The sequence below is a fragment of the Lysobacter terrae genome (assembly GCF_054782215.1).
Genome location: NZ_BAAGSX010000010.1, coordinates 301,499 through 322,300 on the forward strand (window position 1 = coordinate 301,499; position 20,802 = coordinate 322,300).

Annotated in this window: 22 protein-coding genes; 8 read left to right on the plus strand and 14 right to left on the minus strand. The window is 66.7% G+C overall.

The window, feature by feature from the left end; genetic code table 11:
* Positions 1–110: 110 nt before the first annotated feature.
* Genes lptD through ACYVJ8_RS16375 form a run of 6 tightly spaced genes read left to right on the plus strand, consistent with a single transcriptional unit; the run spans position 111 to position 7,087 of the window.
* Positions 111–2,543, plus strand: coding sequence for an LPS-assembly protein LptD (gene lptD, locus ACYVJ8_RS16350; RefSeq protein ID WP_460714347.1), 2,433 nt, complete (start codon positions 111–113; stop codon positions 2,541–2,543).
* On the plus strand, positions 2,540–3,922 hold the full coding sequence (locus tag ACYVJ8_RS16355; protein ID WP_460714349.1) for a peptidylprolyl isomerase: 1,383 nt from the start codon (positions 2,540–2,542) through the stop codon (positions 3,920–3,922). The genes lptD and ACYVJ8_RS16355 overlap by 4 nt, the downstream gene beginning before the upstream one ends.
* A 4-nt stretch (positions 3,923–3,926) precedes the next feature.
* Positions 3,927–4,910 carry a 4-hydroxythreonine-4-phosphate dehydrogenase PdxA gene (gene pdxA / locus ACYVJ8_RS16360; RefSeq protein WP_460714351.1) on the plus strand — a complete coding sequence of 328 codons (984 nt, stop codon included), beginning with the start codon at positions 3,927–3,929 and terminating at the stop codon, positions 4,908–4,910.
* 7 nt (positions 4,911–4,917) lie between these two features.
* Positions 4,918–5,745 (plus strand): 16S rRNA (adenine(1518)-N(6)/adenine(1519)-N(6))-dimethyltransferase RsmA, encoded by an 828-nt coding sequence (gene rsmA, locus ACYVJ8_RS16365; protein WP_460714353.1) that lies wholly within the window; start codon positions 4,918–4,920, stop codon positions 5,743–5,745.
* Positions 5,746–5,799: 54 nt separating this feature from the next.
* On the plus strand, positions 5,800–6,177 hold the full coding sequence (gene apaG, locus ACYVJ8_RS16370; protein ID WP_460714355.1) for a Co2+/Mg2+ efflux protein ApaG: 378 nt from the start codon (positions 5,800–5,802) through the stop codon (positions 6,175–6,177).
* A gap of 13 nt (positions 6,178–6,190) precedes the next feature.
* Positions 6,191–7,087 carry a symmetrical bis(5'-nucleosyl)-tetraphosphatase gene (locus ACYVJ8_RS16375; protein ID WP_460714357.1) on the plus strand — a complete coding sequence of 299 codons (897 nt, stop codon included), beginning with the start codon at positions 6,191–6,193 and terminating at the stop codon, positions 7,085–7,087.
* Here the strand turns inward: ACYVJ8_RS16375 and ACYVJ8_RS16380 are convergent.
* The 8 genes from ACYVJ8_RS16380 to ACYVJ8_RS16415 all read right to left on the minus strand — a co-directional run bounded on the left by ACYVJ8_RS16380 (position 7,060) and on the right by ACYVJ8_RS16415 (position 12,843).
* Positions 7,060–7,560, minus strand: coding sequence for a dihydrofolate reductase (locus ACYVJ8_RS16380; protein WP_460714435.1), 501 nt, complete (start codon positions 7,558–7,560; stop codon positions 7,060–7,062). The two genes, ACYVJ8_RS16375 and ACYVJ8_RS16380, sit on opposite strands and share 28 nt — an antisense overlap.
* Positions 7,561–7,591: 31 nt before the next feature.
* Positions 7,592–8,386 (minus strand): thymidylate synthase, encoded by a 795-nt coding sequence (locus tag ACYVJ8_RS16385; protein ID WP_460714359.1) that lies wholly within the window; start codon positions 8,384–8,386, stop codon positions 7,592–7,594.
* Between the two features lie 13 nt (positions 8,387–8,399).
* On the minus strand, positions 8,400–9,290 hold the full coding sequence (gene lgt, locus ACYVJ8_RS16390) for a prolipoprotein diacylglyceryl transferase (protein ID WP_460714361.1): 891 nt from the start codon (positions 9,288–9,290) through the stop codon (positions 8,400–8,402).
* A gap of 146 nt (positions 9,291–9,436) precedes the next feature.
* On the minus strand, positions 9,437–9,925 hold the full coding sequence (locus ACYVJ8_RS16395; protein WP_460714363.1) for a TPM domain-containing protein: 489 nt from the start codon (positions 9,923–9,925) through the stop codon (positions 9,437–9,439).
* A 9-nt stretch (positions 9,926–9,934) separates the two neighbouring features.
* A complete protein-coding gene (locus ACYVJ8_RS16400) occupies positions 9,935–10,837 on the minus strand; it encodes a TPM domain-containing protein (RefSeq protein ID WP_460714365.1) in 903 nt (300 codons plus the stop codon).
* 29 nt (positions 10,838–10,866) lie between these two features.
* A complete protein-coding gene (locus ACYVJ8_RS16405) occupies positions 10,867–11,538 on the minus strand; it encodes a LemA family protein (protein ID WP_460714367.1) in 672 nt (223 codons plus the stop codon).
* 86 nt (positions 11,539–11,624) lie between these two features.
* Positions 11,625–12,359, minus strand: a complete 735-nt coding sequence (locus ACYVJ8_RS16410) for a TerC family protein (protein ID WP_460714369.1) — start codon at positions 12,357–12,359, stop codon at positions 11,625–11,627.
* A gap of 103 nt (positions 12,360–12,462) precedes the next feature.
* The gene (locus tag ACYVJ8_RS16415) at positions 12,463–12,843 is read right to left on the minus strand and encodes a diacylglycerol kinase (protein WP_460714371.1); all 381 of its coding nucleotides are present in this window, start codon (positions 12,841–12,843) and stop codon (positions 12,463–12,465) included.
* A 261-nt stretch (positions 12,844–13,104) separates the two neighbouring features.
* Between ACYVJ8_RS16415 and ACYVJ8_RS16420 the strand changes: the two genes are divergently transcribed.
* On the plus strand, positions 13,105–13,578 hold the full coding sequence (locus ACYVJ8_RS16420; RefSeq protein ID WP_460714373.1) for a VOC family protein: 474 nt from the start codon (positions 13,105–13,107) through the stop codon (positions 13,576–13,578).
* Positions 13,579–13,641: 63 nt separating this feature from the next.
* Here the strand turns inward: ACYVJ8_RS16420 and ACYVJ8_RS16425 are convergent, their stop codons facing one another.
* The 6 genes from ACYVJ8_RS16425 to ACYVJ8_RS16450 form a co-directional block, all read right to left on the minus strand.
* Positions 13,642–14,637: an isoaspartyl peptidase/L-asparaginase family protein gene (locus ACYVJ8_RS16425; RefSeq protein WP_460714375.1), complete on the minus strand. Its 996-nt coding sequence runs from the start codon at positions 14,635–14,637 to the stop codon at positions 13,642–13,644.
* Positions 14,638–14,686: 49 nt separating this feature from the next.
* The gene (locus tag ACYVJ8_RS16430; RefSeq protein ID WP_460714377.1) at positions 14,687–15,919 is read right to left on the minus strand and encodes an ABC transporter permease; all 1,233 of its coding nucleotides are present in this window, start codon (positions 15,917–15,919) and stop codon (positions 14,687–14,689) included.
* Positions 15,916–16,647 (minus strand): ABC transporter ATP-binding protein, encoded by a 732-nt coding sequence (locus tag ACYVJ8_RS16435; protein WP_460714379.1) that lies wholly within the window; start codon positions 16,645–16,647, stop codon positions 15,916–15,918. Before ACYVJ8_RS16435 ends, ACYVJ8_RS16430 begins: the two co-directional genes overlap by 4 nt.
* A complete protein-coding gene (locus tag ACYVJ8_RS16440; protein WP_460714381.1) occupies positions 16,644–18,176 on the minus strand; it encodes an efflux RND transporter periplasmic adaptor subunit in 1,533 nt (510 codons plus the stop codon). Before ACYVJ8_RS16440 ends, ACYVJ8_RS16435 begins: the two co-directional genes overlap by 4 nt.
* A gap of 133 nt (positions 18,177–18,309) precedes the next feature.
* Complete coding sequence (locus ACYVJ8_RS16445; protein WP_460714383.1) at positions 18,310–19,584, minus strand: sensor histidine kinase; 1,275 nt, start codon at positions 19,582–19,584, stop codon at positions 18,310–18,312.
* Between the two features lie 7 nt (positions 19,585–19,591).
* Positions 19,592–20,302, minus strand: a complete 711-nt coding sequence (locus tag ACYVJ8_RS16450) for a response regulator transcription factor (protein WP_056134602.1) — start codon at positions 20,300–20,302, stop codon at positions 19,592–19,594.
* Between the two features lie 143 nt (positions 20,303–20,445).
* On the opposite strand from ACYVJ8_RS16450, the gene ACYVJ8_RS16455 reads away from it, so the two are divergent.
* On the plus strand, positions 20,446–20,784 hold the full coding sequence (locus tag ACYVJ8_RS16455) for a DMT family protein (RefSeq protein ID WP_460714385.1): 339 nt from the start codon (positions 20,446–20,448) through the stop codon (positions 20,782–20,784).
* Positions 20,785–20,802: the final 18 nt, after the last annotated feature.

Sequence of the window (20,802 nt, forward strand, 5' to 3'; positions counted from 1 at the left end):
TTTATCGGCTCCCAGCTCATACGTGCCGCGGGACCGCCGCCGCGTCTGCATTGCCCGTATGCGGGGGATGCGGCAAGCTAGCGGCCGTTTGTATGGAACCGGATGCCCGCGTGCGCCCCAGCCTTCGCCTGCTCCCGTTGTCGCTCTGCATCGCGCTGGCGCTGCCCGCCTACGCCCGCGACGACGATGACGAGAACTGGGGCCTGTGCCCCGTAGTCGATGCGCTGCCCGGCTTCGACACACCCACGCCGCCCGCCAGCGCCGCCGCCAGCACTACTCCGGAAGAGCGCACCCAGCAGCCCACCGACATCGAGGGCGACGAGCTCCAGGATCTGGAGAACGCCAGCACGCTGGTGCAAGGCAACGTGTCGCTGAGCCGCGGCGATCAGTCCCTGCGCACCGACAAGCTCACCTTCAACCGCGAAACCGGCGACTACGTCGCCGAGGGCAGCGTGCGCTACCAGGACTCGGGCATGCGCGTGCTCGCGGAACGCGCCTCGGGCAACCAGGACAAGGACACGCACCGGATCGAAGACCTCCAGTATCAGTTGACCCGCCGTCGCGGCAACGGTGGCGCCAAGGCCATCGAGATGCACGGCGCGCAAGGTGCGCTGCTGGGCTCGACCTATTCGACCTGCGATCCCGGCCAGCGCGTGTGGGAACTGCGCGCGCGCCGCATCGACATCGACACCGAAGAAGGCATCGGCGTCGCCCACAACGCGACCCTGCGCATCGGCAGGGTGCCGGTGCTGCACGTGCCGTGGGTGATGTTCCCCGTCGACGAACGCCGCCGTACCGGCCTGCTCTATCCGTCGGTATCGCTGTCGGGTCGCAATGGCTTCGACTACCGCCAGCCGATCTACCTCAACCTGGCGCCGAACTACGACGCGACGCTGATCCCGCGCCTGATGGCCAAGCGCGGCATCTCGCTCGGTGGCGAATTCCGCTGGCTGTACCCGCAGGGCAGCGGCATCGTGTCCGGCAACTACATGCCGAACGACCAGCTCCCGGACGACGAGCCCGAGCGCTACGCCAACGACCGCAACGGACCGCCGGGAAACAATCGCGGCAGCTTCCGCCTCGACACCATCCATCGCCTCAACGGCACCTGGTTCGCGAGCGCGGACCTGGGCTGGGTCAGCGACACCCATTACTTCGAAGACTTCAGCAACAGCCTCTACGGCCAATCCTCGTCTTTCGTCACCAGCCGCGCGGGCCTGTACGGCCGCGGCCGCTGGTGGGACGCCGGCTTCGTGGCCGAACACCACCAGCTGGCCGACTACACGCTCACCGAGCGCAGCCTGCCGTTCGATCGCCTGCCGCGCGCGTATTTCCATTGGGCGCAGCCGTTCGGCGACTGGTTCCAGGCCGGCCTCGATACCGAACTGGTGCATTTCGAGCACGAGGACCTGCAACAGACCGGCCCCGACCTAACCGCGCCCGGCGGCAGTCGCTTCGACTTCAAGCCCTACGTGACCCTGCCGCTGGAAGGCAACAGCTGGTTCCTGCATCCCAAGCTCGCCTGGCGCTATACCGGTTACGACCTGGGCGGCACGGCGCAGGAACGGGCGGACTGGTTCGGCGGTACCGCCGCGCAGTTCAGCGACGACCACCCGAGCCGCAGCACGCCCATCAGCAGCGTCGACATGGGCCTGTTCTTCGATCGCGAAACCACCATTCGCGGCGACCGCTATCTGCACACGCTGGAACCGCGCCTCTATTACCTGCGCGTGCCGTACGAGAATCAGGACGGCCTGCCGATCTTCGATACCTCGCCGCTGACTTTCAGCTGGGGACAGTTGTTCCGCGACAACCGCTTCGGCGGTGCCGATCGCCAGTCGGATGCCAACCAGCTCACCGCCGCCGTCACTACCCGCCTCATCGGCGAGGACGACGGTCGCGAACGCCTGTCGGTGAGCCTCGGCCAGATCAAATACTTCGACGATTCCCGCGTGGTCCTGCCGGGCGAGCCGCCGGTGCAGCAGGGCAAGTCCGCGTGGGTCGCTGAAACCACGGTCGCGCCCAGCGATCGCTGGAACATTTCCGCCGCCTACCAGTGGGATCCCAAGTTCCACGGCACCAACCTGGCCAGCCTGCGCGCGCGTTACCTGATCGGCGACGAAGGCATCGTCAACATCGGCTACCGCTATCGCCGCAACGCGATCACCCGCGACGATCTGTTCAAGCAGGCCGACTTCTCCTTCCTCTATCCGATCAATCCGAACTGGAGCGCGGTCGGCCGCTACTACTACTCGCTGCTCGACCACAAGCCGCTGGAGCAGCTGGCCGGCGTGCAATGGGAAAGCTGCTGTCTGGCGGTGCGCGTGCTGGCGCGGCGCTACCTGCGCAACCGTACCGGTGAGCTGAACAATAGCTTGCAGGTGGAGTTCGAACTGAAGGGCCTGGGCTCCGCCGGACAGGACACGAGGCGTATCCTGCGCCGTGCTATTCTCGGCTACGACCGCGACGACCTCTATCTCGTCCCGCCCTCGTCGGTGAATCGCTCCACCGATCGCGACCTGGTTCCTGACCCGATTCCATGAAGAAACTCTTTGCGTGCCTCCTCGCGGCAGCCGCGCTGTCCGGCGCCACCGCTTTCGCCCAACAGGCTGCCGGCCTGCCCGCTTCCAATCTGCAACCGGTAGACCGTATCGCCGCCGTCGTCGATGAAGACGTGATCCTGCGCAGCGAACTCGACCGCGCCGTCGCCAACGTCACCCATCAGTACGCCGGCCGCGAGAACCAGTTGCCGCCGCGCGAGGTGCTGGAACGTCAGGTGCTCGAGCGCCTCGTGCTGATGAAGCTGCAACTCGCCCGCGCCGAACAGACCGGCGTGCGCGTCACCGACCAGGAAGTCGATTCGGCCATTTCCGGCATCGCCCAGCAGAACCGCTTGAGCATGGATCAACTGCGCCAGCAGGCCGTGGCCGATGGCGGCAGCTTCGAAGACTTCCGCGAGTCGATCCGCGACGAACTCACGGTGCAGCGCCTGCGCCAGCGTTTCGCGCAGAGCCGCGTTTCCGTCAGCGAGGCCGAGATCGAAGCTGCGATGACCTCGCAGAAGAATGCCGGCACGCAATTCCACCTCGCGCACATTCTCGTCTCCCTGCCCGAGGGCGCGACTGCCGAGCAGATCGCCACTGCGCGCAAGAAGATCGAAGGCGTGCAGAACCTGATCGACACCGGCGAGATGGATTTCTCGGCCGCTGCGGTGCGCTACTCCGACAGCCCGAACGCGCTGGAAGGCGGCGATCTGGGCTGGCGTTCGGCGGATGAAATCCCCGCCGCGTTCGCGACCCTGGTGAAGAGCATGAAGCCGGGCGACGTCAGCGCTCCCTTGCGCGGCTCCAGCGGCTTCCAGCTGCTCAAGCTGGTGGAAGTGCGCGATGAGGCCCAGTCGACCGGCACCAACATGGTCAACGAGGTGCACGCGCGCCACATCCTGATCCGGATCGGCGACACGACCACCGATGCGACCGCCAAGGCCAGGATCGACACGATCGCGGCGCGCCTCAAGGGCGGCGCCGACTTCGCCGAGGTCGCGAAGCAGGAGTCGCAGGACCTGAATTCGCAGGCCAAGGGCGGCGATCTGGGCTGGTTCGTTCCCGAGCAGTACGGCACCGATTTCGGCGGCCAGGTCGCGGCGCTGAGCGATGGCCAGATTTCGGCTCCGTTCCGCACCGACGCGGGCTGGCACATCGTGCAGCGCATCGGCACCCGCCAGACCGACGCCGGCGAAAAGAATCGCCGCGCCCGCATCAGCGACACCATCGGCCGCCGCAAGCTGGAAGAGGAATGGAACCGCTACCTGCAGGAAATGCGCGGCGAAGCCTACGTCCTCGACATGCGCAACGGCCTGCCGGCAGAGCAGGCCGCACCGGCGGCGGGAAAGACCAAGCCCGCCTCGAAGCCCAACGGCTGAGCGCATGAATCCCGTCCGGCTCGCGCTGGTCCCGGGCGAACCGGCCGGCGTCGGGCCGGAATTGTGCGTGCGGCTCGCCCAGCAGCCGCGCGACTACCAACTGACCGTCTTCGCCGATCCGCGCAGCCTTCGCGCCGCGGCTGAAGCGCTGTCCTTGCCCCTCGTACTACACGCAGCCGGCCGTGAATCGACGCGCCCCGGCGAACTGGTCGTGGTGGAAGTAGCGAACGCGGTCATGCCCGCCTTCGGAACGCCCGACCCGCGCAATGCGAACGCCGTGATCGGTGCCTTGCAGCAGGCCGCCGCCGGCTGTCTGCGCGGCGACTTCGATGGCCTGGTGACCGGACCGGTGCACAAGGCCACGATCAACGAAGGCGGCATCGCCTACACCGGCACGACCGAATTGCTCGCGCAGCAGGCCGGACGCGATGTGGTGATGATGCTCGCCAACGACATCGTCCGGGTCGCGCTGGTCACCACCCATCTGCCACTGCGCGCGGTCGCCGATGCGATCACGCCGGCCGTGCTGGAACGCACGCTGCGCATCACTCATGCGGCCCTGCATGCGGACTTCGGCCTCGCCGATCCGGTCATCGCCGTGCTCGGCCTCAATCCGCACGCCGGCGAAGGCGGGCATCTGGGCGGCGAGGAAATCGAGATCATCGAACCGGTGCTCGCGGCCTTGCGCGACGAAGGCATGCAGCTGGTCGGGCCCCTGCCGGCGGACACCGCGTTTCTTCCCGGCAAGCTGCGCGGATTCGACGCGGTGGTGGCGATGTATCACGACCAGGGACTGCCGGTGCTGAAGTTCAGCGGTTTCGAGCAAGCGGTGAATCTGACCCTGGGCCTGCCCTACCCGCGCGTCGCCGTCGATCACGGCACCGCGCTCGATCTGGCCGGGCGCGGCCTCGCCGATCCCTCCAGCCTGATCGCCGCGGCGGAGACGTGCGCCAGCATGGCGATGCGTCGTGCACGCGAGCGGCGATAATCCCTCCATGACCCGCCCCAGCGCCTTCACCGAACCGGCCAAGAAACACCTCGGCCAACACTTCCTGCACGAGCGCGGGATCATCGCCAAGATCGTGCAGGCGGTGAACCCGCAGCCAGGCGATCGCCTGGTGGAGATCGGCCCAGGCCAGGGCGCGATCACCTTCCCCCTGCTCGACCGGCACGGCGAACTCACCGTCATCGAGTTCGACCGCGACCTGATCTTCCCGCTCACCGAAGCGGCGCGCGCGCACGGCACCCTCGAGATCATCCACCGCGACGTGCTGACGGTGGACTTCACCGCGCTGGCACACAACGGCGGCGACAACGCACGCCTGCGCCTGGTCGGCAACCTGCCCTACAACCTGTCCTCGCCGATCCTCTTCCACGCGCTCGAACACGCGGCGGCGATCCGCGACATGCACTTCATGCTGCAGAAGGAAGTCGTCGACCGCATGGCCGCGCAGCCCGGCAGCAAGGTCTACGGACGCCTGAGCGTGATGCTGCAGGCCTATTGCCAGGTGATCCCGTTGTTTACGGTGCCGCCGGGTGCGTTCCGGCCGCCGCCGAAAGTCGACTCGGCCGTGGTGCGGATGGTGCCGCTCGACCCAACCACCATCGACGTGCGCGATCCTGCCCGCTTCGAAGCGGTGGTGCGCGATGCCTTCGGCCAGCGCCGCAAGACGCTGCGCAATGCGTTGTCGCAGCAGTGCGATGCGGCGGCGATCGAGGCCGCGGGATTGCGGCCGGATGCGCGTGCGGAGCAGGTCGAAGTCGCGGGGTTCGTGCGCTTGGCGAATTTGTTGGCAGGCCAGGAGCGCAGCGACGCTGGTTGATTCGCTGCTCCAGGGCGTCTTTTACCGCAGACAGACGCGCACTACACTGCGGCCATGGAAAGCCCTTACGCCATCGACATCGATGTCGCCACCCGCTATCTCGACGACCAGTCCGAGCCCGAGCAGGATCGCTACGTCTTCGCCTACACCATCCGTATCCGCAACACCGGCAGCGTTCCCGCGCGCCTGCTCGCCCGCCACTGGATCATCACCGACGCCAACGGCAAGACCGAGGAAGTCGAGGGCGAAGGCGTGGTCGGCGAACAGCCCTATCTGCGCCCCGGCGAGAACTTCGAATACACCTCGGGCGCGGTGCTCGAAACCGATCTGGGCACGATGCGCGGCGGTTATCAGATGCTGGCTGACGACGGCACGCGTTTCGAAGCGCCTATCCCGGCGTTCACCCTGACGATCCCCCGGACTCTGCACTGATGGCGGCCCTGGCATGACGGTTTGGGCGATCGGCGACCTGCAGGGCTGTTACGACCCGACGCAGCGGTTGCTGGAAAAGCTGAAGTTCGATCCGGCGCAAGACACGCTGTGGTTCTGCGGCGATCTGGTCAACCGCGGCGGGCAGTCGGTCGAAACCCTGCGCCTGGTGCATTCGCTGCGCGCGAACAGCGTGGTGGTGCTGGGCAATCACGATCTGTCGCTGCTGGCCATCAGCGAGCGGCGCGAAGAGGAACAGCGCAAGGTCAATCACGACCTGCAGGGTGTCTTGTTCGCGCCCGACCGGAACGAACTGATCGGCTGGCTGCGCATGCAGAAGCTGCTGCACGTCGACCGCTCGTTGGGCTGGATGATGGTGCACGCCGGCCTGGCGCCGAAGTGGACTACGACCATGGCCGAGCGCCACGCGCGCGAAGTCGAAGAGCGCCTGCAGGGCGACCAGCCGGGCCGGCTGCTCAAGAACATGTATGGCGACAAGCCTGCGTGGCATCCCAAGCTCGCCGGCGTCGACCGCCATCGCGCGATCATCAACGTCTTCACCCGCCTGCGTTACTGCACACCGCGTGGCCGTATCGGCTTCGAGGACAAAGGCGCACCGGGCACGCAACCACCGGGTTTTTATCCCTGGTACGAAGTGCCTGGCCGCGTCGAGCGCGATCTGAAGATCGTCTGCGGCCACTGGTCGACGCTGGGGCTTTTCATCGGCCACGGCGTGCACGCGATCGACACCGGCGCGGTGTGGGGCGGCAAGCTCACCGCACTGCAACTGGACACCGACGAACTGCGCATAGTGCAGGTGCCGGGTCGCGACGTGCCGGCCAATCCGCCCAAGCCGCGCCCGCCGTATCACCGGCCGCCGAATGATCAGCGCAGCGGGTCGACGCGCACGTAATCGACGAATTCGAACGCGAGCGCGTGCTTCGCATCCACCGGATGCGATTCGCGCGCGGTGATGCGCCATTGCGCGGGATCGAACGCCGGGAAATACACATCGGCGCCATCGACTTCAGTGTCGACATGGGTGAGGTACAGGCGCGAGGCCAGCGGTAGACACAGCGCATAGATTTCCGCGCCGCCGATGACGCAGAGCTCGTCGATGCCATCCGCTTGCGCCTGCTGCACGGCAGCATCGAGCGAGGCGATCGCGTCCATGCCCGCAAACGGCACGCGCCCGGCACGCGTAAGCACCAGATTGCGCCGCCCCGGCAACGCGCGTCCGAGCGATTCGGCGGTCTTGCGCCCCATCAGTACCGGCTTGCCCAGGGTCAGCGCCTTGAACCGCTTGAGATCGTCGGGAAGATGCCAGGGCAGCGCATTGCCCTTGCCGATGGCGCGCTTGCGGTCGAGCGCCGCGATCAGATGCAGCTCGGTCACGTCTCGTCCCGGCTCAGCGCAATCAAACCGCCACCGGCGCCTTGATGGCCGGCGCCGGGTCGTAGTCTTCGATCGCGATGTCGTCGTAGGTGAAATCGAAGATATCGGTCACCGCTTCGTTGAGCTTCAACCGCGGCAACTTGCGCGGCTCGCGCGAGAGCTGCTCGCGCGCCTGTTCGTAGTGGTTCGAGTACAGGTGCGCATCGCCCAGCGTATGCACGAAGTCGCCCACGCCCAGGCCGCAGACCTGCGCGACCATGTGGGTGAGCAACGCGTAGCTGGCGGTGTTGAACGGCACGCCGAGGAAAATATCGCCGCTGCGCTGATAGAGCTGGCAGCTCAGCTTGCCGTCGACGACGTAAAACTGGAACAGCGTGTGGCACGGCATCAGCGCCATCTTCGGCAGATCGGCGACGTTCCAGGCGGACACGATCAGCCGGCGCGAATCGGGATTGCGCTTGATCTCGTCGACGACCCAGCGGATCTGGTCGATCTCGCTGCCATCGGCGCCGGCCCAGCGACGCCACTGCTTGCCGTAGACCGGGCCGAGTTCGCCATCGGCGTCCGCCCATTCGTCCCAGATCGAAACCTTGTTGTCCTTCAGATAGGCGACGTTGGTTTCGCCCTTCAGGAACCACAGCAGCTCGTGCACGATCGAGCGCAGATGCAGCTTCTTGGTGGTGACCAGCGGAAAGCCGTCTTCCAGATTGAAGCGCATCTGCCAGCCGAACACGCTGCGCGTCCCGGTGCCGGTGCGGTCGGATTTTTCCGCGCCCTGTTCGAGCACGTGGCGAAGGAGATCCAGGTACTGCTTCATTCGTGCGCTCCTACTAGTACGCCGGCTGCAAGGTCGGCGAACGCCGCGACAGCCACAACCAGAACAGGCCCAGGGCGATCAACGGCAGGCTCAGCACCTGCCCCATGGTCAGCCAGCCGAAGGCGATATAGCCGATCTGCGCATCGGGCACGCGCACGAATTCGACTACGAAGCGGAACAGGCCATAAAGCAGCGCGAACAGGCCCGACACCGCGTAACGCGGACGCGGCTTGCGCGAGTACCACCACAGCACCGCGAACATGGCCAGCCCTTCCAATCCCGCCTGATACAACTGCGATGGATGGCGCGCGAACTGATCCAGCGCACCGGTCGCGAACTGCTCGCGGATCTGCTGCATCGAGAGGTGCTGCAAGGCCGGATCGGTCGGAAACACCATGCCCCAGTCGGCACCGGTCGGCTTGCCCCACAACTCGCCGTTGATGAAGTTGCCCAGACGGCCGAAGCCGAGCCCCGGCGGTACCAACGGCGCGATGAAATCGACGGTGTCGAACAGATGCAGCCGGTACCGGCGCGACCACCACCACGCGGCGAACACCACGCCGAGCAGGCCGCCGTGGAAACTCATGCCGCCCTGCCAGATCTTGAACACCTGCAGCGGCTGATCGAGATAAGTCTGCAGGTCGTAGAACAGGATGTAACCCAGGCGCCCGCCCAGCACCACGCCGAGCGCGCAGTAGAAGATCAGATCGCCATACGCCTGATCGTCGACGCCGGGAAGGCGACCGGCGCGCACGCGCAGACGCCCCAGCCACCATGCGGCGATGAAGGCGAGCAGGTACATGATTCCGTACCAGTGGATCTGCGGATGCACGCTGCCCAGCACGGGCAGATTCCAGGTGCCCAGGTCGAGGGCGATCGGGTCGATCTGATGCAGTACGGTCATGCCGGAAAAGCGCTCCGCGGGGGACGCCGTATTGTGCCGCAGCCGCGAGTTGGATCGCGCCGCGAGTTAGGTCAGGGGAGAAACGCTCAAACGCGCCGCAGCGCGAGAGGATCCCAACGTTCCCATCTTTCCGCTACCGGCCCGCCCTACAACAAATGCGGGTCGTCAGGCAGTTCATTCTCGTCGACGTAGCCCGCCTGCCGTGGGAAGTGCGCTTCGATCAGCGCCGACAGCGCCTCCACGCCGCGCAACACGCCCGCCTCGGGCTCGCCCGCGGCCAGCCTTTCCTCGATCAGCTGGCAGGCCCCGCGCCACTGCTCCGGACTGACCAGGCCGCGGAAGCCGCGGTCGGCCACGATCTCGATGCGGTGGTCGGCCAGCAACAGGTACAGCAGCACGCCGTTGTTGGCGCGGGTGTCCCAGACGCGCAACTGGGCGAAGACTTCCTCGGCACGATCCCGCGCCTGCATTCCGGCCAGCACGGCGCGCGGATGCAGGGCGCTCTCGACGGCGAAGCGGATCTCGCCGGTATGCCGTGCTTCGCTGGCCGCGATCGCAGCCGCGATGCGCTTGAGCGCGTCGCCTGCGAACAACCGGCGCGAGGGCATGGCGAACAGATGTCTGAGCAGTCGCATCCCGGCCTCCTACCAGCTGCCGGAGGCGCCGCCGCCCCCGCTCATGCCACCGCCACCGGACCAGCCGCCTCCGCCACCCCCGAAGCCGCCACCTCCTCCGCCGAAGCCGCCGCCCCAGCCGCCACCGCCGCCGAATCCACCCCAGCCGCCATGGTCCGCATAGCGTCCGCGCGGGAGTCCCGCCAGGCCGACCAGGAACCCGATCAGGCCACCCAGCCCACCGACGAGGAACAACGAAGAGATCAGCCACGCCACGCCGCCGGCCGCGGCGCCACCGACGATCCCGCGCAGGAATGAGGGCAAGGGATTGAGAAACGCACGCGCGACCTGCGCAACGATGAAGGCCGCGAACAGGGCGAACAGGAAGCCACCGCCCGCGCCGCCACGCCGATGCTCGCGCTGCGGCTCGGCCAGCGGAGCGGGCAACTCCTCACCGTCGATCAGCTTCACGACCGCGGCGGTGGCATCGATCAGGCCGCCGTTGAAGTCGCCGGCGCGGAACTTCGGCGTCATATATTCGGTGATGATGCGAATCGCGATCGCATCGGGAATCGCGCCTTCCAGTCCGTACCCGACTTCGATGCGCGCGCGGCGGTCGTTCTTGGCGACCACCACCAGCACGCCGTCACTGGTGCCCTTGCGCCCAAGCTTGTACTGGTCGTAGGCGCGCACCGCGTACTGCGCGATGTCTTCCGGCTGCGTGGTCGGCACGACCAGCACCTGCAGCTGGCTGCCCTTGCGCTGCTGCAGGGCGAGTGCCTGCGCTTCGAGCTGCTGCTTGGTCGCCGCGTCCAGCGTCAGCGTGGTGTCGATGACCGGTCCAGTGAGCGGCGGAATCGGCGCGAGTTCCTGCGCCTGCGCGATGGCACAGGCGAGCAGGAGGACGAGCGATGCGGCCAGGCGTCGCAGCATGGACACCTTCAGGGCGATCCGCTCGCGCCTCAGCCGCCTGCCGGCGCCGGCTGCTGCTGAGCCGGTTGCTGCTGCGGTGCAGGAGCCTGCTGCGCGGGCGGTTGCGGTGCCGCGGCGGGCTGGCCGAAATCGACCTTCGGCGCTTCCTGGATCTGCTGTTCGTTCTCGACGGTGAAGTTCGGCTTGGTCTTGTAGCCGAACATCATCGCGGTGAGGTTCTGCGGGAACGAGCGGATGTACGTGTTGTAGTCCTGCACCGCCGTGATGTAACGCTGGCGTTCGACCGCGATGCGGTTCTCGGTACCTTCCAGTTGCGCCTGCAGCTGCAGGAAGTTCTGGTCGGCCTTCAGCTGCGGATAGTTCTCGCTGACCACCAGCAGGCGGCCGATCGCGCTCTGCAGTTCGCCCTGGGCCTGCTGGAACTGCTGCAGCGATGCCGGATCGTCGGCATTGACGTTGATGCTGCCGACCTTGGAGCGCGCCTCGGTCACCTGGGTGAGGACCTGCTGCTCGTGGGTGGCATAACCGCGAACGGTGGCGACCAGGTTGGGCACCAGGTCGGCACGGCGCTTGTAGACATTGAGGACCTGCGACCAGCCGGCCTTCACCGCTTCGTCTTTCTGCTGGATGGTGTTGTAGCCGCAGCCGCTGAGCATCGTGGCCAGCGAAACCAGGACCAGCGTCATGAGGAGCTTGCGCATCGTCGTTCCCGCCCGGTGAGGTGAATGGGACTATTGCAGCATTGGCGAATTAAGCCAATGTGAACCCACGCCACTGTAACCGAAGATCAATCCGCCTCGACCCGCCGCAGCGCATTGCGCTTGGCCCACAGGTTGAGGCATTCCACCAGCGCCGAGAAACCCATGGCGCCGTAGATGTAGCCCTTGGGAATATGCAGCTCGAAGCCTTCGGCAATGAGGTACACGCCGACCAGGACGATGAAGGCCAGCGCCAGCATCTTGATCGTCGGGTTGCGCTCGATGAAATGGCCCAGCGGGGTCGCCGCCATCAGCATCACCGCCACCGCGAGCAGGATCGCCGCGACCATCACCGGCGTCTTGTTGGCCATGCCGACCGCGGCGATGACCGAGTCCAGCGAGAACACGATGTCGATGACCGCGATCTGCGCGATCACGCCCATGAACGACACCGCCGGCCTGGTGTGCACGTCCTCGGACTCTTCCTCGCCGACGATCAGGTCCTTGACCTCGGCCGTCCCCTTCACCAGCAGGAACACGCCGCCCAGGATCAGCACCAGGTCGCGCATCGAGATGCCCTGGCCGAACACATGGAACAGGTCGGTGGTCAGGCCCGCCAGCCAGGCCAGCGTCAGCAGCAGGCCGATACGCGTGAGGCAGGCGACCGCGATGCCGAACTTGCGCGCCTTCTCGCGCTTGACCAGCGGCAGCTTGCTGACCGCGATCGAGATGAACACCAGGTTGTCGATGCCCAGCACGATCTCGATCGCGCTCAGGGTGATCAGGGTGATCCAGGTTTGCGGGTCGGTCAGCAGTTCGATCACGTGCACATTCTCGTTGGGGCGGACCGCAGTCCGCCGTCAGGCATTACAGGGAAATCGCGCGCCAGGCTGCAGGCAGCCGGGCCCGTTATGGCCGGAGGTCCGGTTACAGGACGCGCGGCAGCAGGATCGCGCCCCACACCAGCAATACGTTAATCATCAGAACGAAGACCGCCGCCGAGCCCATGTCCTTGGCGCGGCCGGCCAACTCGTGGAATTCGGGACCGTAGCGTTCGATGACGGCCTCCACGGCCGAATTCAACAGTTCGGCGCTCAACACCAGCAGCATCGATCCGATCAGCAGGATGCGCTCCACCGGCGTCTGCCCCACCCACCAGCCGACCGGCGCGAGGATCACGAACAGGTAGACCTCGAGCCGGAACGATGACTCATGCATCCAGGCCGCAGCCAGACCCTGCATGGACCACTTGGCGGCCTTGAAGATGCGCGAGGGATGACGCGGAAGATGGCCGAAGGCGTCAGCCATGGTGGCGCTCCGGAACGTTTGCAGAGACTAGGACGGGCATGACGCTCAGCGATCTGGTCGGCCGCATAACGGGGCCGGGCGAGGCGGCGGACGCCGCGAACAGCCCTGGATTCTGCCACAAGCCCCCAGCCGCCTGCCCCTGACCGGCGCCGGGCCGCCGGAATGTGCAATTTCCCGCTGCCAATGGAAGGACAAGAACGATCATTGCCGCCTAACGAGTACGGGCGCAGCCTGCGGCCTCTTCCCCCGAGGAGCACCGCGATGTCCGTCAGTCCGATTCCCGAAGGTTACCGTTCGGTCAACGCCTATCTCATCGTCGACGACGCCGCCAAGGCGATCGATTTCTACGAGCGCGCCTTCGGCGCCGAGGAAATCTGCCGCCTGCCGATGGGCGACAAGATCGGCCACGCCGAAATCCGCATCGGCGACACCCAGCTAATGCTGTCCGACGAATGGCCCGACATGCAGGCGCTGGGCCCGAACAAGCGCGGCGGCGCCACCGCCAGCTTCGTCATCTACAGCCCCGACGCCGACGCGGCATGGGACCGCGCGATCAAGGCCGGCGCGAAACCGGAACGCCCGGTCAAGGAAGAATTCTGGGGCGACCGCATGGGCACCGTGATCGATCCGTTCGGCCACAAGTGGTCGCTGGGCACGCACGTGCGCGACGTCGGTCCGGAAGAAATGAAGAAGGCGATGCAGGAGTGGTCGAAGCAGCAGAGCGCGAACGCCTGAGGGCGGTAGCACAAAGCACGCGGTGATTTCCTTCTCCCCGCAAGCGGGGAGAAGAAGTGCGACTCAGTGCTCGTCGCCGAAGATCGCCGTGCCGCGCGATCCATCCGGCTTGATCCAGGCGCGGTACATGCCGGTGGTATTGAACGGCATCGCGATGTTGCCGTCGCGGTCCAGCGCGATCGCACCGCCGTCGCCGCCGCTGGTGGGCACGATCTTGTTGATCACTTCATTCGCCGCCACGGCCAGCGTATCGCCGCGATAGGCCACGCGCGCGCAGATGTCGTGCGCGACTGCGTTGCGGATGTAGAACTCGCCCCAGCCCGTGCCCGAGACGCCACAGCGGTCGTCGGCCCAGGTGCCGGCGCCGATGATCGGCGAGTCGCCGACGCGGCCCCAGCGCTTGTTGGTCATGCCGCCAGTGCTGGTCGCCGCGGCGATATGGCCCTGCGCGTCCAACGCGACCGCCCCGACCGTGCCGAAGTACTTGCCCTTTTCGAACAGACTCGCACCGGCCTTTTCCTTCGCCTGCGCTTCTTCGAGCTGCTTGCGGCGGCGGTCGGTGTCGAACCAGCTGTTCTGCACACGTTCGATTTCCGGACGGCTGTCGGCGAACTTCTCCGCGCCCAGGCCCGCCAACATCACGTGCGGGCTGTGCTCCATCACCGCGCGCGCCAGCTTGATCGGATTGCGCACGGTGGTGACGCCGGCGATCGCACCCGCGCGGCGGGTGTGGCCTTCCATGATCGACGCGTCCAGTTCGTGCTTGCCTTCCGCATTGAAGACCGCGCCCTTGCCGGCGTTGAACTGCGGCGATTCCTCCATCACCACGATCGCCGCTTCCACCGCGTCCAGCGCGCTGCCGCCTTTCGCCAACACGGCGTTGCCGGCGTCGAGTGCGCGATCGAGCGAGGCGCGGATCTCGCGTTCGTCCTGCTTGCTCAAGGCGCTGCGCTCGATCACGCCGGCGCCGCCGTGGATGACCAGCGCGGTACGGGGCTTGTCGGCGGCGTGCGCACTCATCGCGGCGAATGCAAGCAACAGGACGGAGAGATGGCGCATGGCAGGCCTCGGTTGGTCATGACCGGTCAAGCATAGTCGGCTCAAGAGCTTACTGCTGCCGCAGCGCCTCAATCGGGTCGAGCTGGGACGCCTTGCGCGCGGGGTAATAGCCGAAGAACAGGCCAGTGGCGATGGAGAAGCTCGCCGCCAGCGCGACCACCTGTCCGTTCAGCGCGACCGGCAGCGACCCGAAGCGACCGACCAGCAACGCGCCGACAACTCCCAGCGCGATGCCGATGACCCCACCGATCAGCGAAATCAGCATCGCCTCGGCGAGGAACTGCCGGCGGATGTCCGACGGCCCCGCGCCCACCGCCATGCGCAGGCCGATCTCGCGGATACGCTCGGTGACCGAGACCAGCATGATGTTCATGATGCCGATGCCGCCGACGACGAGAGAGATCGTCGCCACCGCGCCCAGCAACAGCGACATCAGCCGCGTGGTCTGCGTACGCGTCGCCACGACCTCGGCGATGTTGCGCACGCTGAAGTCGTCCTCGTCGCCCGGCTGGATCTTGTGGCGCTGGCGCAGCAACGCTTCCACTTCGCCCTGCACGTAGTCCACGTCTTCCGCGCGCGTCACGCCCAGCGCGATCTGCTGCACGCCACCCGGCGGCACGTTCGAAGCTCCCATCAGGCGGCGGCGTGCCGTTTCCAGCGGCACCAGCACGATGTCGTCCTGGTCCTGGCCGAAACCGCCCTGCCCCTTCGGCTTGAGCGTGCCGACCACGGTGAACGGCACTCGCCCGATACGCACGGTCTGCCCGACCGCGTCTTCGTCCGCGAACAACTCGCGCCGCACGCTCTCGCCCAGCAGCACCGATTTGCCGCCGCTGTAGTCGCGCGCCTCGAAGCTGTTGCCCTGCGCGACCTCCCAACCGTTGATGGCGAAGAAATCCGGCTGCACGCCCTGCCACTGCGTCGACCAGTTGTTCTCCGCGTACACGATCTGGGTGCCGCCGCGCAGCATCGCCGCCACGTACTGGATCTCGGGAATCTGCTCGCGGATCGCGTCCGCATCTCCTTCGTTCAGCGTGTAGCGGCTGCCCGCGGCGATGCGCGCGCCACCGCCGCCGAAACCGCCGGCACCGCCGATGTCGAGGCGGTTGGAGCCCAGCCCCGACACCAGCTTGTCGATTTCCTGCTGCGTGCCCTGCCCCACCGACACCATCACGATCACCGCGGCGATGCCGATGATGACGCCGAGCGAGGTCAGTGCGCTGCGCAGCCAATTGCCGCGCAGGGCGAAGACGGCGGTGCGCAGTACTTCGAGGAAGTTCATGCGCCCGCTCCAGTCGCGAGGCTGGGTTCTTCATGCAGCTCGCCATCCCTCATTACGAAGATGCGATCGCAATGCTTCGCTACATCCGGATCGTGCGTGATCAGCACGACGGTGTGGTCTTCCTGCTGCAAGCGCTTGAACAGAGCCAGGATCTCCTCGCCGGTGCGGCTGTCGAGCGCGCCGGTGGGCTCGTCGGCCAGCAGGATCGGTGGGCGGTTGATCAATGCGCGCGCGATGGCGACGCGCTGCTGCTGGCCGCCGGACAATTCGCTGGGACGATGGCTGGCGCGTTCGCCCAGGCCCACCGCTTCCAGCGCCTCGCGTGCACGGCGCAAGCGTTCCTCGCGATGCACGTTAGCGTAGCCCATCGGCATCGCCACGTTCTCCAGCGCGTTCATGCGCGGCAGCAGGTTGAAGCCCTGGAAGACGAAACCGATCTTCTCCAGTCGCAACGCGGCGCGCTCTTCCGCATCGAGCGTCGCCACGTCGATGCCATCGCAGCGATAGGTACCGCTCGATGGCGTGTCCAGGCACCCGAGCAGATTCATCAGCGTCGACTTGCCCGAACCCGACGGCCCCATGATCGCGACGAACTCGCCCGCGCCGATGCGCAGATCGACCGCGCGCAGCGCGACGACCTCGGCTTCCGATCCCGGCGAATACACCTTGCCCAGCGCGTGCGTCTGGATCACCGCGCCTGCGGCCACGTCTGCGGCTGCGCGGCTCATTTCGTCGAACGTCCGCTGCCGACGATCACTTCCTCGCCCTCGCGGATGTCCCCGGCCACTTCGGTGTAGCTGCCGTCCGACGCGCCTACGCGCACGGTCACCGCCTTGGGCTTGCCGTCGACCAGCTTGTACAGGGGCGCGCGCCGCGAGCTCAGCAGTGCGGCGATTTCCTTGTCCCACTGCGCCTTCTGGCCTTCGTCGAGCGTGGCCTTGAACGCGGCGAACTGCTGATTGAAGCGCTCGGCCATGCGTTGCCGCATCGCCCCGGCGTTGCCACTGTTGCCACCCTGGTTGCCGCCGCCGGGACCACCAGGCCCGCCAGGACCACGACCGAACAGGCTCGCGCCCTGCTGCTGCGCCGGCGCGGCCTGCCGCGCGGCGGCACGCTGGCGGATCGCCGCCATGGCCTCGTCGAAGGCGGCCTGTTGGCTCGCATCGAGTTTGAGCGTAGCGGCGATGCGTTCGAATTCCTGCGCGAAGCCGCCGCGGCCACCGGCGGCCTGCGAAGTGGTGGCCTGCGCATCCGCGTCGTCGGGCTTGTATCGCAGGGCCGCGTTGCTGATCCGCAGCACATCCTCACGGTGGCTGACTTCGATTTCGGCATTCGCGGTCATGCCCGGCAGCAGCGATTGATCGCTGTTGTCCACCGCAACCACCACGGGATAGGTGATGACGTTGCTGGTGTTGGTCGCCGCCAGCCGCACCTGCTTCACCTTGCCGCGGAAACGGCGCTCCGGATAGGCGTCGACGGTGAAGGCGACATCGAGGCCCGGCTTGACCTGGCCGATGTCCGCCTCGTCGACCGCGAGCAGGATCTCCATCTGCGACAGATCCTCGGCGATCTGGAACAGCACCGGCGCCTGCAGGCTCGCTGCGACGGTCTGGCCCGGCTCGACGGAACGCGACAACACCACGCCATCGACCGGCGAGCGGATCACTGTGCGCTGCAGGTTCAGGCGCGAGGTCTGGGTCGAAGCGGTCTGCTGCCGGATCTGTGCCTGCGCCGACGCGACCTGCGCACGCGCCTGGTCGCGCGCGGCGCGGGCGAGATCGAGATCGCCCCGGGCGATCAATTGCTGCTGCGCGAGCTCGGCCTTGCGGTTGTAGTCGGCTTCGGCATTGCGCAGCGTCGCCTGCGCGGTCGCGAGGCCGGCGCGTGCGCTGTTGATCTGCGCATTGCCCTGGGCAATCTGCGCGTCGTAGGTGCTGGGATCGATACGGGCGATTACCTGCCCCTTGCTGACGCGATCGTTGTAGTCGGCCAGCACGTCGGTGACCTGTCCGGAGATCTGGCTGCCCACGTCGACCTGCGAGGTCGCGTTGAGCGCGCCGGTCGCCGAAATGGTCACGCGGATGTCGCCGCGCTCGACCTTCGCGGTGCGATAGGCGGAAGCGGCGGCTTCACTGCTGCGATGGCGCCAGACGTACAGCCCGCCGACGACGACGGCGATGGCAACGGCGGCAATGGCAATGCGGCGCGGCCAGGGGGAATTCTTGCGGACGGGGGAAGGCTTGCGGGCTGCGCTCATGGAACCGGGCAATGGAAGGTCGACGGATATAACGCGCGAAGGCATGCGCGGTTGACAAGATCCGGGACCGCTTCGTTCCGTCGCGTTCGAAGCGCTTTCGCCCGATTGGGCAAAGCCGCCAGGGCGCGCCCGATCAAATCGCGGGTGCGAAGCGGATTGTCGCGACCGTGCCCTTGCCCGGCTGGCTCTCCAGGCTCACCGGCCAGCCGAAGCGCTCGCCCAGGCGGCGCACGATCGACAGGCCCATGCCCCGCCCTTCCTCGCGCCCCGGATCGGCCCGGTAGAACGGATCGAAGGCCTTGATCAGGGTTTCGCGCGACATGCCGATGCCGCTGTCGCGCACGACGATGCTGTCGGGCGTCAGCACCAGTTCGATGCGGCCCTGGTCGGTGAAGCGCACGGCATTGCCCAACAGGTTGCCCACCATCACCGCCAGCACGTGCGGCGGCGCGAACAGCCGCGGCGCGCCCTGGTCGAGCACGTCCAGTTGGATCGGCCGTCCCGACAGCAGGGGCTGCACGCGCGCGACTTCGTGGCTGACGATTTCGCGCACGTCGAAGTCTTCGGCCAGCGGCTCGACCTCCGCCTCGCGCGCGAGGATGAGGAAGGCGTCGATGACCGCCTCCATGTCCCGGCCCGCGCGCTGCACGCGCGCCAGCGAGCGCAGCTGGCGTTCGCTGGCATCCGGGTCGGCCAGCATCAGATCGGTGGCGACGCGGATCACGGTGAGCGGCGTGCGCAGCTCGTGGCTGGCATCGCGGGTGAAGTCGCGTTCGCGCTGCACGAAGTCGGTGACGCGGTCGCCCAGGTCGGTGAGCGCACTGATGAGCTGACGCACTTCGCTACCGGCGTCCTGGGGCGTGCGGTTGGGCCGGATCGCATTGGTGTCCGGCGCGCGCGGGTCCCAGCGCGCGACGACGCCCGCGAGCCAGGTGACCGGAACGACCATCCGCTTGGTTGTCCGGTATGTGAGCCAGGCCATGAGATAGGACGTCATCAGCGCGAACAACAACGCGCCCAGCATGGTCCACAGGATCGCGATATCGATCAGCTCGGTGTCGATCGATACCACGAAGCGCCCGACGGGGCGCTCGTCGACGTAGACGTAGTGGCCGAAATCCAGCTGGTTCAGCCCTTCGGGCAGGTCGCGCAGCGCCGGAGGCAGCGCCTCGAAACCGCCGTCGGCCGGAACGAAGTAACTCCTGATGGTGCGGCCGCTGAGCAGCGCGGACTCCGCCTGGCCCTGATGCGCCCAGAACTGCGCGCTCTCCCGATGCGCCGCCCAGGCCACGACCGACTGGCGCACGGCCAGCCCCACCGCCAACAGGAACAGGCTGAGCACGACGCTCGCCATGAGCGCCTGTGCGATGAAGGCCAGTTTTACTTTCCGTGGCAGCCCCTGCGGCATGACGCGGTCAGTCGGGCGGCTGCGATATGTCCGCCACGCGATAACCGGCGCTTTGCACCGTGTGCAGCAGTTGTTTGTCGAACGGCTTGTCGATGGTCTTGCGTAGGTTATAGAGGTGGCTGCGCAGGGTATCGGAATCGGGTAGCCCGTTGCCCCAGATCTCGCGTTCGATCTCCTGTCGGCTGACGACGCGCGGCGATTCGCGCATCAGGATCGTCAGCAGGCGCAGGCCGATCGGCGACAGCTGCAACTCGGTGCCACCGCGGGTGACGCGCAGGCTGGCGGGGTCGAGCACGAGGTCGGCGACCTTGAGCACTTCGCCACCGACCTGGCGGCGTTCGCGGCGGATCAGCGCTCGCAGGCGGGCTTCCAGCTCCTGGATCGCGAATGGCTTGGTCAGGTAATCGTCGGCGCCGACCGACAAACCGTTGAGCTTCTCATCGAGCGTATCGCGCGCCGTGAGCATGAGCACGGGCGTGGACTTGCGCGCCTCCTCACGCAGCTTCTTGCAGACCTCGATGCCGTCCATGCGCGGCAACATGAGGTCGAGCACGATCACGTCGTAGCTGTTTTCGGTGGAAAGGCGGTAACCGTCGAGTCCGTCGGCCGCGAAGTCCACTTCGAACCCGCGCCCTTCCAGGTACTCGCCGACCATTTCGGAGATGTTGCGGTTGTCCTCGACAATAAGGACCAGTCCGCCATCGCGTGTTGATTGCATGATCAGAGGCTCCAGATCGACTTCAGGTTTGTGAAAATGCCTCCGCGGGGGTAGACGCGCCGTGAAGACGCGGCCAGTAACATAAACTTGTTCAGTCAAAGTCTGTTTTTTGCTTCGAACTCCACTCAAATCGCCCATTCATCATGCTCGAACGCCTCTATCCCGCCCTGCTGCTGATCGCCTCGAACGTCTTCATGACCTTCGCCTGGTACGGGCACCTGCGCTACAAATCCGCACCGATGGCGCTGGCCATCGCGGCCAGCTGGGGTATCGCCCTGTTCGAATACTGCCTGATGGTGCCGGCCAACCGCCTCGGCAGCGCGATGTACTCGGCGCCGCAGCTCAAGGGCATGCAGGAGGTGATCACGCTGCTGGTGTTCGCGGTTTTCTCCACCTGGTACCTCGGGCAACCGTTGAAGTGGAACCACTGGGCGGGGTTCGCGCTGATCGTGGTGGCGGGTTGGTTGATCTTTCAAGACTAACCCTCGCCCCGCTTGCGG